Genomic DNA, 13,390 nt, shown 5'->3' on the forward strand with positions numbered 1-13,390 from the left:
TTGAGACGCTATCATCCTGAATCTGCGTATGAAATTATGCGTCGGGATCCACCGCATCCCGGTTTTGCGCGAGACCGGAGCTTCTTTCGGCCCTGCCCGCGATGCGTGGAGAAATTTCCCAAGCAGGACGCGGATCTAGGCCTTGTCCGGACGCGTTTCCACCCCGATCACGTCCGGCGTCCGCCAGCCGAGATGCTGGCCTCCGTCGACGCAGATAAGCTGCCCGGTCACCGATCTCGAGGTGACGAGGTAGCGCAGCGCGTCGTTGATCTCGTCGGGGTTGGCCCCGCGCGCGAGGGGCACGCCCGCCCGCTGCGCGGCGAAATGCGCCTCGCTCTGGCGCGCGGCGCGCAAGGTCGGGCCAGGGCCGATGGCATTCACCCGGATCGCCGGGGCCAGCGCCTGCGCCGCCGTCTGCGTCAGCGTCCAGAGGCCGGCTTTCGCCAGCGTATAGGTCATGAACTCGGGCGTCAGTTTCCACACCCGCTGGTCCACGATGTTGACGATGCAGGCCCGCGCCACCGCTTCGCCGTCCGCCTCCCCGGCGGCCGGGGCCTGCGCCGCGAAGGCCTGCGTCAGGACGAAGGGCGCGCGGAGGTTCGCGCCCAGATGCCGGTCCCACGTGTTCCGCGTGGCCGAAGCGAGCGTGTCGTGATCGAAGATCGAGGCGTTGTTCACCAGCACGTCGAGCGGCCCGCCGAGCGCTTCCGACGCGAGGCCGACCAGGCCCTCGCAGGCGTCGAGCTCCAGCAGGTCCGCCTGCAGCGCGACGCCCCGACGCCCGGCGCCCTCGACCTCGGCGACGGTCTCCGCCGCGCCGTCCGCGCTGCCCGCGTAGTGCACGGCGATGTCATGCCCCATGCGGGCGAGCTCCACCGCCATCGCGGCGCCGAGCCGCCGGCCGGCCCCCGTGACGAGCGCCCTCACGACAGGGCCACCAAGAGGTAGGCCGCGTAGAGCGTCGTGAGCGCCGCGCCCCCGATCCGCGTGATGTCGCGGCCGAAGAAGACGACCGGCACGAGGAGGAGCGAGGCGCCGAGCATCACCGGCAGGTCCACCGTCAGGAACGTGCCGTTGATCGGAACCGGGCCGAACAGCACGGCGATCCCCATGATCGCAAGAAGGTTGAAGAGGTTCGATCCGATCACGTTGCCGAGCGCCACGTCGGCGTGTCGCCGGATCGCCGCCATCACCGTCGTGGCAAGTTCCGGCAACGACGTGCCGACGGCGACGAGCGTGAGCCCGATCACCGTCTCGCTGACGCCGAAGGTGCGCGCAATCTCCGTCGCGCCGCTGACCAGCAGGTTCGCACCGAGCGGCAGACCGACGAGCCCGAGACCGAGATAGATCGCCAGCCGTGTGCCCGGCAGCCCCGGCTCCACCCCCTCCACCTGCACATCCTCCCCGCGGGAGGAGCGGAACGTCACGACGAGCGTGATGGCGAGCGCGGAAAGCAGGATCACGCCGTGCCACCACCGCAGTGTCCCGGTCAGGCAGAGCGCGATGAAGAGCACGGTCGCGGCCATCATCAGAAGATAGTCCCGCCGCACGTCGCAGCCGCCGGTCCGCATGGCCGCGATCAGGGCGGGAATGCCGAGCACCAGCAGGACGTTCGCCGTGTTCGAGCCGACCACGTTGCCGAGCGCCAGTCCCGGCGCCCCGCCCAGCATGGCCTGCACGCTGACCAGCAACTCCGGCGCGGAGGTGCCGAAGGCCACCACGGTCAGGCTCACGACCAGCGCCGGAATGCCGAGCCTGAGCGCGAGGTTCACGGCGCCCTTCACCAGCGCGTCGCCAGCGAAGATCAGGATCACCAGCCCCGCGGCGACCATCAGGAACTCGAGCCACATCGGTACTACCCCTTTTCGCAGGGGCACGGACCGCGCCCGACCCGCGGCGCGCCGCAGCGCGGACATTTCCCGCCGACCCGCCTGCCGGGTCGCGGAAGGCGGAGCCGGCCGAACATCGCGAGGACGGCCATGACGATGAGGAAGAGCGTGACGGCTTTCACGATCATCAGAGGCCGAACCGGGCCCAGGCGGCCCGATCCTCGATTCCCGCCATCGTCTCGGCCGCGACCGATGGGACGAAGCGTTGCAGGAGCGGTCGCTTCACCGCAATCATGCGAAGCTGCGCGTTCTTGCCGTAAAGCTCGCGCAGCTTGGTGCGCGCATGGCCGATCCCGTCGGCGAGCCCCGCCTCGACGCCCTCCGCGCCTACGAAGATCTCGCCGGTGAAAAGGTCGCGCGTCGTGTCGAGCCGGGCGCCGCGCCGGGTGCGGACCTGCGCCTTGAATGACTCGTGGATGCGCGCCTGGATCGCCTTCAGGCGGGCGATGTCCTCGGCCCGCTCCGGGCGGAACGGATCGAGGATCGACTTGTCCTCGCCCGCCGTATGCACGCGCCGCTCGACCCCGGCCCGCGACAGGAGGTCCGGAAAGCCGAAGCCCGCGGAGATGACGCCGATGCTGCCGGTGATGGAGCTTTCGTCGACCCAGATGTCGTCCGCCGCCGTGGCGAGCCAGTAGCCGCCCGAGGCCGCCACGTCCTCGACAAAGGCATGGACCGGCATCGACAGCTCGTCGCCGAGCCTGCGGACATGCGCGGCGATCAGCGAGGATTGCACGGGCGAGCCCCCCGGCGAATTGATGGCGAGCGCCACCGCCGTCGGCCTGCCCTTGCGGAACGCCTGCTCGACCAGCGGGGCCAGCGCCTCGTGGTTCAGGCTTCCGGGGGAGGCATTGGCCGCGATCACGCCCCGCAGGCGGAGCACGGTGACCCGAGGCGCACGGGAAACGAAGGGAAGGCGGAGAGGTCCGGGCATGACGGGCGATGTATAGGCCGCCCCCTGCCGTCACAAGGCGGGGGCGGCCGATTGCGGGCGCGGGATGCCTCTAGCGGACGACGAATTCCGCATGAAGGGCACCCGCGGCCTTGATGCTCTTGAGGATGTCGATCATGTCCCGCGCCGACACGCCGAGCGCGTTGAGTCCCGCGATCACGTCCGAAAGCGTCGTGCCGCCCTGCACCAGCGCAAGGCCCGGGCCCGCCTCCTCCTGCATGGCCACGCCGGTGCGCGGCACGACGACGGTCTGCCCGTCGGAGAACGGGTTCGGCTGCACCACGAGGGGCGCCTCCTCGATCCGGAGCGTCAGGTTGTTCTGCGACACCGCGACTTCCGAGATCCGAACAGTCGAGCCCATGACGATCGTGCCCGAGGCCTGGTCGACGACGACCCGGGCCTTGTGCTCCGGCGTGATCGTGACGTTCTCGATCGCCGAAAGCGCGTGGGCGGGCGATCGCCGTCCGGTCCGCGCGATGTCGAGCAAGACGGTGCCGGCATCGAGCATCTGCGCCACGTCGCGGCCGATCTCGTCGTTCACGGCCCGCTCGATCCGCGAGGCGGTGGTGAAGTCCGGCTCGCGGAGGGCAAGGCGGATCTGGTTCATAGAGGTGAAGTCGAAATCGACCTCCCGCTCGACGCGTCCGCCCGCCGGCACCACGCCCGCGGTCGGAACCCCCTCGGTCACGGAGGCCGCGTCACCCTTCGCGGTCACGCCGCCCGAGATGATCGTACCCTGCGCGACGGCGTAGATTTCGCCGTCCGCCGCGGTGAGCGGCGTCATCACCAGCGTGCCGCCAAGGAGGCTGTCCGCGTCGCCGATGGCCGAAACGGTGACGTCCACCCGGCTTCCGCTGCGCGCGAAGGGCGGCAACGTGGCGGTGACGATCACGGCCGCGACGTTCTTCGGGCGGAACTGCTCGCCGGTGACATTCACCCCGAGCCGCTCGAGGATGTTCGTCATGATCTCCTCGGTGAACGGCGCGTTCCTGAGGCCGTCGCCCGTCCCGTTCAGCCCGACCACGAGCCCGTAACCCACGAGGTCGTTGCCGCGCACGCCGTCGAACTCCACGAGGTCCTTGATGCGGATCGACTGGGCGGCGACCTGCGACCCGGCAAGGAGCAGCGCTGCGAGCAGCATGGCCCCCCGGATCACGGCGATCATGCGGGCCACGCTCAACGAAGGTAGTCCGTCAGCCGCAGCCGCGACTTGCGGGCCGTGATCGCGTAGAGCGTCTCGAGCCGCGTCATCTCGTTCTGAAGGCGCGTCGCCGTGTCATAGGGATCGGCGCTGATCGTGTCGGACCTGCGGGTCTCGAGTTTCGTCCGCTCCTGATCGAGATCCTTGCGGATGTGATCGACCCGCTCCTCGACCGTGCCGATGACGGCGCGGCTGGTCGCCAGCTTGGTCGAGGCCGCCGCCGCGCGCGCAGGCAGGATCGTGGTCAACTCGGCGAGCTCCATACCGCCGACCGGAAACCCGAGGTCGGGCAGCGCCGCGACAAGCGCCGCTTCCTTCAACGCCTCGCGAACCGACTCGTCGCCGGCCGAGACAGGTATGCCGATCGACTTCCCCTCGCCGATCGGAAACTGCATCGGGTCGGCCGGGAAGGCGCGCAGCGCGTTGGTCTCGAAAGCGCCGCCCTGGGCGAAATAGTCGTCAAACGCTGTCATCAGCGAAGCGATGTCGGTCGCGCCCGCCGCCAGCGCCTGCGTCTCGGCGCGCAGCACATCCACGTCGACGGGCGCCCGGCCGCCCGGATCGCCGTTGGTGAAGATGCCGCGCCCGTCATGCGTACGTCCCAGCGCGGAAACGATGTCGTTCATCGCCCCTTGCGCCACGACCGAAAGGTTGTCGACCGAAAGGTAGCCCGTCGGCGTCAGGGCAGCCACCAGCTTGTCGCGGATCGCCGTGCCCGCCTGCTCGATCCGGTCCATCGATCCCTGCATCACGTCGAGCCAGATCGCGGCGTTGCCCAGCGAGGCGGCTCGGGCATCGGTGGTGCGAAGCGCGTGCGAAATCTGCGACAGAGCGGAGAAATCGCTCGACAGCGCCTGGCCCACATCGGCGACGCGGCCGGTGCCCATCTCCTGCGTCATCGTCTCGATGCGCGACCGCGACGCGCCGGAATGGTCCCGGCCCGTGAGGAGCGGCAGGAGGGAATTGTTCGTCATCATCTCAAAGCTCCATCAGGCGGTCGATCATGGCGCCGGCGGCCTGGATCACGCGGGCATTGGCCGCGTAGGCCTGCTCGATCTCGATGAGACGGCGCATCTCGGCGTCGACATCGACCGCCCCGCCGTCGCGCTGCTCCGCCCGCGAGGTGGCGAGCGTTGAGGCCGTGCCGAGCCGGTTGTCGGCCTGCAGCCGGTCGGCCGAGATGAGCGAACGCAGCGCGCTCGTGTGACCGACCATGTCGGCCGCGACGTCCGGCAAGCCCGCTCCGAGCGGACGGGCATGGTCGGCCAGCGCCGAGCCGTAGGCCAGCAGCAGCCCGGTCTCCGCCCCTGTCCCCTGGATTGCCGCCGTGCCGAGGCCGTCGCGCAGACGCCAATGCTGATCCGTCCGGTCGGGCGCGACGAGCGCGTTCACCTCGATCCGCCCGGCAAGGCCCGCGGAGGTCGTCGGGTTCAGCACGGCGCCGTCGTCGGTGAAAAGGCCGGGCTCGCCCGCGGCGAGGCTCGGATCGACGGCGGCGTCGCCGAAGCGCCCGATCAGCTCGCCGGCCAGGGAGTCCAGCCGCTCGGTCGCGAGCGGGGCGGTTTCGTCGCGGATCGCGAAGAGCGCGTCCAGCCGCCCGCCCTTGAAGAGGTCGCCCCGGACGGGCTCACCGTTCATCTCGAGACCGTAGAGCCCGTTGCCGACCGTCATGTCCGCCGAGATCGGCGCGCGGGCGTCGAACTCCAGCTTGGCCGGCGACGTGTCGAGAAGCAGCATGCCCCCCTCGGAGACCAGCGCGACGGCGCCGCGGTCGCGGGTCAACTCGCGCACGGGAATCTGCTGCGATATGCGGTCGATGAGCAGGGACCGCTGATCGAGAAGGTCGGCCTTGTCCTGCCCGCCGCCGTCGCCCAGCCGCACGATGTCGCGGTTGAGCCGCTGCACGCCTTCCAGATCGGCGTTGAGCTGCTCCACCGTCTTGGCGATATCCGTTTCCGCCTTCTGGCGGGACGATTGCACCACGGTATCGAGCGCGTTCAGCTTCTCGGCGACGCCCGCCGCGGCGCGCGAGACGTTGGCGAGGCCCGCCGCGCTCGACGGGTTCGACGCCGCGGCGACGAAGGCGGCATCGAGCTTGGCCAGACGGTCCTGCAGGCTTCCGGCCGCGTCCGGATCGCCGATCTCCGCGTCGAGGCGCGCCTGAAAGGCTTGCGCGACGGAGGCGCCGGCCTCCTGGGACTGCGCTTCGCGCCGGAGCTGGACAAGGCGGGGGTCGACCTCGCGCAGGATTTGCAGGCTGGCGCCCGGGGCGCCGACGCCCGTGCCCACGACGGCGCTGGCACGCCGCGCATAGCCCGGATGGTCCGCGTTCGCCACGTTGCGGGCGACGTTCTCCGCCCGCTGGGCGGTCGCACCGAGACCGGCCGCGGCGAAGTTCAGGGAAGACGAGATGCTCATGGCCGGCTCCTAGCGTGGCGGGATCAGCGCTTGATGTTGGTGGTTTCCTGCAACATCTCGTCGACGGTCTGGATGACCTTCGCGTTGGAGCTGTAGGATCGCTGGGTCTTGATGAGGTTGGTGAGCTCCCCGGCCACGTCGGTCGTGCTTTCCTCCCGCGAATAGCCCATGATCTCGCCCACGGGCCCGGTCCCCGCGTCCCACAGGTAGAGCGGGCCGCTTTCGCTGGAGAGCGTGTAGGTCTGGTTGGGGAGGGCCTTGAGACCGTCCGGGTTCGTGACATCGACCACGGGAAGCTTGTAGAGCGTTCGGGACAGACCGCTGTCGTAGAGGCCGACCACGCGGCCGTTCGGATCGACCTCCACCGACGTTAATTTGCCCACGGGGGAGCCGTTCTTGCTGACCGCCACCGGCGCATAGGTGTCGCCGAGCTGCGACAGGCCCTTGGTGTCGTTGTACTTGCCGATCTCGATCTCGATCGGACCGCTTATGACGTTGAGGCTTATGAGGCCCGTGGTGTCGTCGTAAAGGCCGGCGGGCGTCGATTTGACGTCGGCGAGGGTGCCGCCCGTTCCGGACCCGTCGGCGAAAGTCAACGTGAAGGTGCTTGGCGTCGCGGCCGGATCGAACTTGTCGACGATGGTCATTGTCCACTCGTTCGTGGGCAGGTCGCCCGGCGCCGGAAGGACCGGCGTGAACTTGATATCGAGAGCCTGCGACTCGCCCAGGTTGCCGAAGTACTCCATCTGCAGCGGATAGGAGTCGCCGCTTTCACCATCCGCCGTCGCGCTCGCGGGCAGGTTCACGCCAAGCGACATCTTGGTCGTGGGATCGCCTTCGAACTCGGTCAATTCCACGCGGACGGGGACCAGGCTGCTCGGGGTGTCCCGCATGACATTGGGGATCGACCCGTCCTTGGCCGCCGGCCAGCCCAGAAGCGCCAGACCGCTGTCGGTCCGCAGGACGCCGTTCTTGTCCGGGCGGAACGATCCGGTGGTTGTCATCTGGAACGGCAGGTCCGCCCTGCCATTCTCCACCGCGGAGATCGGCGTCACGGCCAGCATCCCGCGGCCGGTGACGGCGAGATCGGTGGCGTTGTTCGTCGTGACGAGGGAGCCGTTCTGCGAGACGTCGCGCCCCGTGGTCGCCCGGACGCCGCCGGCCGAATACGTGCCCCGGTTGTCGCCCGACACGAGCGAGTGAAAGTCCGACGTGGCCCGCTTGTAGCCATAGGTCGAGGAGTTCGCGATGTTGTCGGAGATCGTCGCGAGCCGGCTCGCATTGACGTTCAACCCCGACACACCGGCGTTGAGGGAGGAGGAGATCGTCATGAGAGGTCCTTTCTGGGTCTCGTGATGTCGTCGGAGCGAGTCGTGCCGCCGGTCGGGGCGACCATTGACGGCCCGGAGTTAAGGTCTGGCTAACGGGGTTATTCCCGATCGGGCCCGGCATAGCGGCGGGGCGCGACGCGATCCCGCAGCACCACGATCTCGACCCGGTTGTTGCGGACGGCGGTCGGCTCGGCGACGGCCGGCCGGCGGTCGGCATGGCCGGTGACGCGGACGATGCGCGCGTCGCTGACCCCGGCGGCCGGCAGCGCCCGACGCAGCGCATGTGCGCGCTCCGAAGATACCTCCCAGGCGCGCGGCTTGCGCGTGACCAGCGGTTCGGCGGCCGTGTAGGCCTCGATCGAGATAGCCTTGGGCGTCTGCCGGATTTCGCCGGCCACGGCGGCCAGAAGGGCCCGCAGAAGCGGGGTCGGCGTCGTCCCCTCGAAGAGCGGCGAGCCGGGCAGGTCGAAGAATTCGAGGACCAGCCCCTCGTCCGTCAGGCGTATGGCGACGTGCCGCAGGATCGCCTCGTCGAGCAGGCTGTCACCGCCCTTGCCCATCACGGAGGCGGCGATCGCCTCGAGTTCGGCGTCCTCCTGCTCGGTCGTCCCGTGCTTCTCGGAGGAGGTGATCCCGCCCCGGCCGATCTGGACCATGGTCGAGTCCGCGTGAGCCGACCGGCCGCCCATCGCGCCGTCGCCGCCGCCGGAGGTCGTGCTGAGCGCGACGGTCGGGCTGAAGTAGTCGGCCAGCCCCTTGCGCTGCTGCTCGCTCGTTGCGTTGAGGAGCCACATCAGCATGAAGAACGCCATCATCGCGGTCACGAAATCGGCATAGGCGACCTTCCAGGCGCCGCCGTGATGACCGCCGCCCACGACCTTCTTCTTCTTGATGATGATCGGGCGCTTGCTGTTGTCCATGTCCGACACCTCCCAGGGCGGGGCATAGGCAGCGGGCGTGAAGGAACCGTTATCGGGTCAAGGCGCGACCCACCGGGCCGCCCCGGCCTCGAAGATCGCGCGTCGATGCGGATCGTGCGCGAGCGACAGGGCGTCGATCCGACAAACGCTCCCGACGAGGGCGACGTGACGTGCGGGGTCGGACGTCCGGGTCACGGCTTCGGGGGTATGGACCGGCGTGCCGGGGGCGGGATCGGTGCCGTAGTTGAGGCGGGCCGCGTCCGGCAGGGCGCGCCAGCGTTCCGGGTCCGACGCGACGAGCCGCATCTCGATCGAAAGCCGGATTTGCACCTGCGCCTCCGGATCCCAGAACAGGAGCGCGGCGCGCGGATCCCTCTCGGTCGCGCGGACCTTGGCCGTGCGGATGTCGGACTGCACCTCGACCTCTGCCGTCCCGCGCTCCGCGCGGCGGAACCCGACCATCCGCGCCTCCGGACCTTCCGCACCCGAGGTCGCGAGCATCGCGACGTGGAACGGATCGCCGGCCTCTGCCGCGCCCTGCGCCAGACGGTCCCAGACATGTGCATGCAACGCGCCGAGGTCGTGGAACGGATCACTCATAACCCGTCATCTCCAGATAGCCGCGCCCCGGGTGGCTTCCTTCCGCGCGGACCGGTCCCTCCCAATAGGGGAACAGCGTGTCCTGCCAGCTCTGCGCGTTCACCGCGTCCACCGTCACGTTCAGCTCGCGCGCAGGCAGGCGCAGGCGCCACCGGACCGGAACCTCCCGTCCCTCCACCTCCGCGACCTCCAGAGGCTCGGCGGACAATGCGTCGCCGTAATAGGGCGTCGTCGTGCCGTCCGGCGCGATCCAGGAGGCGTAGTGGAACGGCTCCGGGCCACGGAGCACGAAGGCCATCAGCCGCGCGCCGCTCTCGAAATGCAGCGAAAACCAGTCCCAGCCCGCCTGATCCTCCTCGAGGAATTGCGACGACCATTCCCGGTCGAGCCAGCCCCGCCCCGTCACCTCCACCGGGCCGGACGGAAGGTGGAGCGTGCCGGTCACGGCGTAAAAGGGCTGCGAATAGTATCGGCTGGCCTGACCCGAGGCGGATTTGACCGAATACCCGTTCTCGCCGTGCAGCACGATCGGCCCCTCGGCACGGAGTGCGAGGTCGTAACCCGCCTCCGCCGTTCCGGCGGCAAGGCGGAGGTCGGCGATGCCACCGTCCTCCGACCAGAGGCGCCAATCGTCGAGCCAAGCCTCGAAGGGCGCGACGCGCACGCCCGCCTGCCCCGTCCCGTCATGGGCAAGTTGTTCGCCGGAAACATGGGCCTCTGGCGTGGTCACGCCCAGATGCGCCATCCAGACCTGCGGTCCGCCCGGCGCGAGCGAGGAGCGGAACAGCGTCCATTGCACGCCGTATTCGCGCCCGTCCGCCCCGGAGAGCGCGGCCGTGACGTACCACCATTCGGTGCGGAAATCGGGATGCGCCCCGTGATCGGCCGGAAAGCGCAGATCCCGCCCCGGATCCGGCATCGTGAAGCCGCCCGCCCCCTGCCCAAGCCCGGCGAAACCCTGCGCCAGCGCCGACACGGGGAGGAACAGGACGAGCAGAAGAACCCTAGCGTTCATGCACGAAGACCTGCACCAGTTGCGCGGGCGGCATCCGCCAGAGCCGCCAGACCGGCAGCGCCGCCGCCAGCGCCGCCGCGACGATCGCCCAGAGCGACAGCACCGCCCAGCCGCCGGGATCGGCCAGAAGCGGCAGGCGCCAGCCGAAGGCCTGCACGTTGACCACGGCCAGCAGGACCCAGGCCAGCGCCACCCCGGTCGGGATCGCCAGCACGGCGGTGAACGCCGCGAGGATCAGGGCGCGCGCGAGATCCGCGAGCGCCAGTCCCCGCCGCGTCAGCCCCAGCGCCCAGACCGGTGCCACCTGCGGCAGGCGCATCGTGCCGAGCGTGGTGAGCGACGCCCAGAGCGCGAAACCCGCGACCACGAGCGTCAGGACGTTGAGCGCGGCGGTCACCGCGAAGGTCCGCTCAAAGACGTCGAGCGAGAAGCCCTTGAGCGCGGCCTGATCCACCAGCCCGTCCTCGGGCAGATCGAACCGGGCCGCGATCGCGTCGGCAAGCGCCGGCACCTCCGCCGGAGGAACCCGCAGCGCGAAGCGCGTCTCCGGCATGTCCGGCACCGCCACGCGGAACGCGTCGAGCGTCAGGATCGCCTGACCGCGCGGGTTGCCGTAATCCGAGTAAACGCCCAGCACCTCGCGTCGTCCGCCCGCACCGAGGTCGACCTCCGCGCCGGACCAGAAACCCGTTCGGCGCGCGAGCTGCTCGTTGACGAGCGCGCCCTCGCCGGCGGCGAGGCGGTCCCAGACCTCCGGCCCTGCATCCAGAAGCGGCCAGTTCCGCCGAAAGGTCGGATCGTCGGGCTGCCCGTAGAGATCCCCCGGCATGCCCTCGAACGAGGTCTCCGTGCCGACGATGGGCAGGATCGCATCCACCCGGCCCTCCAGGAATGCACGCAGTTCCGTCGCCTGCGCCTCGTCCACGGTGCGCACATAGAGCTCCGCCGCGAGACGCTGGTCGAGCCAGCCGGTGAAGGTGTCGCGGAAACTGCCCACCATCGTTCCAACCCCGATATTCGCGGCGAGCGCGAGGAGGAGCGCCATCAGCGCGAGGCTCAAACCCGGCAGTTGCTGCTGCGTGTCGGCCCAGAGCCACTGCGCGAGTGCGCCCTTCGCGCGCCGCGCCCCGAAGGACAGCACGGCCGACAGGACCGGCGGCAGCAGGAGCGCGGCCCCGAGAAGAAGCGCGCCGAGGCAGACGAAACCCGCGACGAGCCCGGTTCCGAAGATCGCGACAAGCGCCGCGGCGAGGAGGAGGACGAGCCCGCCGGCGCCCTGACGGCGCAGCGTCGAGAGCCGCGCCCGCGCCCAGGCCCGGGGCATGGCCGGCGCCAGCACGGGCAGGCGCGCGAGCTGCCAAAGGCTTTGGCTGCCCGCGACCGCGAGCCCGATCCCCGCCATCGCGAAACCCGAGAGCCACCAGGCCGGCGCGAGCGTCAGCCCGCCCTCGACGCTTGCCCCGTAGAGGCCCGATAGCGTCGCGGCGACGCCGGGCAGCAGAAAGGCCGCCATCCCGTAGCCCAGCACGATCCCGAGCGCGCCGCCCAACAGCGTGAAAGCCACGAGTTCGGCCGCGAGCAGCAGCGTCAGCCGCGCCGCCGGCAGGCCCAGGGCACGCAACGTGCGGAAAAGCGGCCGGCGCTGCTCGAAGGCGAGGCCGATCGCGGCGTGGACGATGAAGAGGCCGACCGCGAAAGCCAGCAGGCCGAACGCCGTGAGGTTGAGGTGGAAGCTGTCGGTCAGTCGCCCGATCTCGCTCCCTGCAAGCGCCTCCACCCGCTCCGCATCGGGCAGAAGCTCCGCGAGCGGCGGTAGATCGCCTCGCGCCTCCGGCAGAATCAGCATGTGGTCGATCCGTCCGGTTCCGAGGATCGCCTGCGCCGCGAGGATGTCGGCCACGACGAGGCCGGGGGCGAGGTTCGCGATCCGCCGCACCTCCGGCAGGCTTTCGGGCACCTCCGTCCCCTCCGCCGCGAAGACGAGGCGGCCGTCGAGGAACGCCGTCAGGTCCGCCGTGTCGGTCAGGTCCGGCGTCGCGCCGTTCTGCGGCGCGGTGAAGGGGTCGATGCCGAGCACGCGGAGACGGGGGCCGGGCGGCGTGCCGTCGATCACCGGCGTCACCGGCCAGCCGGCGCGGCGAAGTGTGGCGAAGTCGTCGAGCGAGAGGTCGCCCTCGATCCGGGGCAGGTCGTCCTGCCCGAGCGTGGCGGCCGCCTCCGCGTAGTCGAGCCGCGCCTGCGCGTTGATCGCCTGCACCCCGGTCCAGAGCCCGGTGGCAAGCGCGAGCCCCACGACGAGCGTCAGCAGTTGCAACGGTTGCCGCCGCCAATGCGCGAGAAGGGCGCCGAGCGCGGCGCGGTTCATGCGGGCAGGTCCTCCGCCAGACGACCGGCGCGCAGATGCAGCCGACGGTCGAGCTGCGCCGCGAGCCGGGTCGAATGCGTCACCATCAGGAGCGCCGCCCCCATCTGCGTCACCGATTCTCGCATCAGCGCGATCATCGCGTCGCCCGTCGCTTCGTCGAGGTTGCCGGTCGGCTCGTCGGCCAGAACGAGGCGCGGCGCGGCGAGGAGCGTGCGGCCGATGGCGACCCGCTGCTGCTGCCCGCCCGAAAGCTGCTCGGGATAGCGGCGAAGATGGTCCGAAAGGCCGAGTCGTTCGGCGAGCGCGGCCACGTCGCCCGGATCGCGCCCGGCCAGACGCGCATGGAACGACAGGTTGTCGCGAACGTCGAGCGAGGGGATAAGGTTGAACTGCTGAAAGATCAGCCCGACCGTGCCCCGCCGGAGCCGCGCCCGCCCGGCATCGTCCTGCGCGGCGATGTCGGTGCCCTCGATCTCGATCGTGCCGCGATCCGGCGTGTCGAGCCCGGCGAGCAGGTGCATCAGCGTCGATTTTCCCGAACCGCTCTCCCCCGTCAACGCCAGCGTCTCGCCCGCCCCGAGGTCGAAGGACACGTCGGACAGGACCGGCTGACGCCCGCCCGCGGTCTCGTAGCTCTTGTCGACATCGCGGGTTCGGAGAAGCATGCGCTTCAGGGTAGTCGCCGCCCGGGGGGCTTCA

General features: G+C 70.2%; 12 protein-coding genes. All 12 read right to left on the minus strand.

Annotation, left to right across the window (positions count from 1 at the left end; translation table 11 throughout):
- Positions 1-135 precede the first annotated feature (135 nt).
- Complete coding sequence (locus tag Q1B08_RS02285; protein ID WP_299814071.1) at positions 136-927, minus strand: SDR family oxidoreductase; 792 nt, start codon at positions 925-927, stop codon at positions 136-138.
- Positions 924-1,850, minus strand: coding sequence for a calcium/sodium antiporter (locus Q1B08_RS02290; protein ID WP_299814074.1), 927 nt, complete (start codon positions 1,848-1,850; stop codon positions 924-926). The genes Q1B08_RS02285 and Q1B08_RS02290 overlap by 4 nt, the downstream gene beginning before the upstream one ends.
- 166 nt (positions 1,851-2,016) lie before the next feature.
- The gene (locus tag Q1B08_RS02295; RefSeq protein ID WP_299814078.1) at positions 2,017-2,823 is read right to left on the minus strand and encodes a S49 family peptidase; all 807 of its coding nucleotides are present in this window, start codon (positions 2,821-2,823) and stop codon (positions 2,017-2,019) included.
- 70 nt (positions 2,824-2,893) lie between these two features.
- A complete protein-coding gene (locus Q1B08_RS02300) occupies positions 2,894-4,006 on the minus strand; it encodes a flagellar basal body P-ring protein FlgI (protein ID WP_299814894.1) in 1,113 nt (370 codons plus the stop codon).
- 11 nt (positions 4,007-4,017) lie between these two features.
- Positions 4,018-5,016 (minus strand): flagellin, encoded by a 999-nt coding sequence (locus tag Q1B08_RS02305; protein WP_299814081.1) that lies wholly within the window; start codon positions 5,014-5,016, stop codon positions 4,018-4,020.
- Between the two features lie 4 nt (positions 5,017-5,020).
- On the minus strand, positions 5,021-6,460 hold the full coding sequence (locus Q1B08_RS02310) for a flagellar basal body rod C-terminal domain-containing protein (protein WP_299814084.1): 1,440 nt from the start codon (positions 6,458-6,460) through the stop codon (positions 5,021-5,023).
- Between the two features lie 23 nt (positions 6,461-6,483).
- Positions 6,484-7,791 (minus strand): flagellar hook-basal body complex protein, encoded by a 1,308-nt coding sequence (locus Q1B08_RS02315; RefSeq protein ID WP_299814087.1) that lies wholly within the window; start codon positions 7,789-7,791, stop codon positions 6,484-6,486.
- 98 nt (positions 7,792-7,889) lie between these two features.
- A complete protein-coding gene (locus Q1B08_RS02320; protein WP_299814089.1) occupies positions 7,890-8,711 on the minus strand; it encodes a flagellar motor protein MotB in 822 nt (273 codons plus the stop codon).
- Between the two features lie 57 nt (positions 8,712-8,768).
- Positions 8,769-9,311: a pyridoxamine 5'-phosphate oxidase family protein gene (locus Q1B08_RS02325; protein WP_299814092.1), complete on the minus strand. Its 543-nt coding sequence runs from the start codon at positions 9,309-9,311 to the stop codon at positions 8,769-8,771.
- On the minus strand, positions 9,304-10,326 hold the full coding sequence (locus Q1B08_RS02330) for a lipocalin-like domain-containing protein (protein WP_299814095.1): 1,023 nt from the start codon (positions 10,324-10,326) through the stop codon (positions 9,304-9,306). The genes Q1B08_RS02325 and Q1B08_RS02330 overlap by 8 nt, the downstream gene beginning before the upstream one ends.
- A complete protein-coding gene (locus tag Q1B08_RS02335) occupies positions 10,316-12,691 on the minus strand; it encodes an ABC transporter permease (protein ID WP_299814098.1) in 2,376 nt (791 codons plus the stop codon). The genes Q1B08_RS02330 and Q1B08_RS02335 overlap by 11 nt, the downstream gene beginning before the upstream one ends.
- On the minus strand, positions 12,688-13,356 hold the full coding sequence (locus tag Q1B08_RS02340; protein ID WP_299814101.1) for an ABC transporter ATP-binding protein: 669 nt from the start codon (positions 13,354-13,356) through the stop codon (positions 12,688-12,690). Before Q1B08_RS02340 ends, Q1B08_RS02335 begins: the two co-directional genes overlap by 4 nt.
- Between the last annotated feature and the right edge of the window lie 34 nt (positions 13,357-13,390).

The organism is uncultured Jannaschia sp., assembly GCF_947494025.1.
Lineage (GTDB): Bacteria > Pseudomonadota > Alphaproteobacteria > Rhodobacterales > Rhodobacteraceae > Jannaschia.

What these genes read in the sequence shown, in the direction of transcription:
- Q1B08_RS02290 (WP_299814074.1), bottom strand. Translation starts at nt 1,850, where the DNA reads ATGTGGCTCGAGTTCCTGATGGTCGCCGCGGGGCTGGTGATCCTGATC.
- Q1B08_RS02295 (WP_299814078.1), bottom strand. Translation starts at nt 2,823, where the DNA reads ATGCCCGGACCTCTCCGCCTTCCCTTCGTTTCCCGTGCGCCTCGGGTC.
- Q1B08_RS02300 (WP_299814894.1), bottom strand. Translation starts at nt 4,006, where the DNA reads ATGATCGCCGTGATCCGGGGGGCCATGCTGCTCGCAGCGCTGCTCCTT.
- Q1B08_RS02305 (WP_299814081.1), bottom strand. Translation starts at nt 5,016, where the DNA reads ATGACGAACAATTCCCTCCTGCCGCTCCTCACGGGCCGGGACCATTCC.
- Q1B08_RS02310 (WP_299814084.1), bottom strand. Translation starts at nt 6,460, where the DNA reads ATGAGCATCTCGTCTTCCCTGAACTTCGCCGCGGCCGGTCTCGGTGCG.
- Q1B08_RS02315 (WP_299814087.1), bottom strand. Translation starts at nt 7,791, where the DNA reads ATGACGATCTCCTCCTCCCTCAACGCCGGTGTGTCGGGGTTGAACGTC.
- Q1B08_RS02320 (WP_299814089.1), bottom strand. Translation starts at nt 8,711, where the DNA reads ATGGACAACAGCAAGCGCCCGATCATCATCAAGAAGAAGAAGGTCGTG.
- Q1B08_RS02325 (WP_299814092.1), bottom strand. Translation starts at nt 9,311, where the DNA reads ATGAGTGATCCGTTCCACGACCTCGGCGCGTTGCATGCACATGTCTGG.
- Q1B08_RS02330 (WP_299814095.1), bottom strand. Translation starts at nt 10,326, where the DNA reads ATGAACGCTAGGGTTCTTCTGCTCGTCCTGTTCCTCCCCGTGTCGGCG.
- Q1B08_RS02335 (WP_299814098.1), bottom strand. Translation starts at nt 12,691, where the DNA reads ATGAACCGCGCCGCGCTCGGCGCCCTTCTCGCGCATTGGCGGCGGCAA.
- Q1B08_RS02340 (WP_299814101.1), bottom strand. Translation starts at nt 13,356, where the DNA reads ATGCTTCTCCGAACCCGCGATGTCGACAAGAGCTACGAGACCGCGGGC.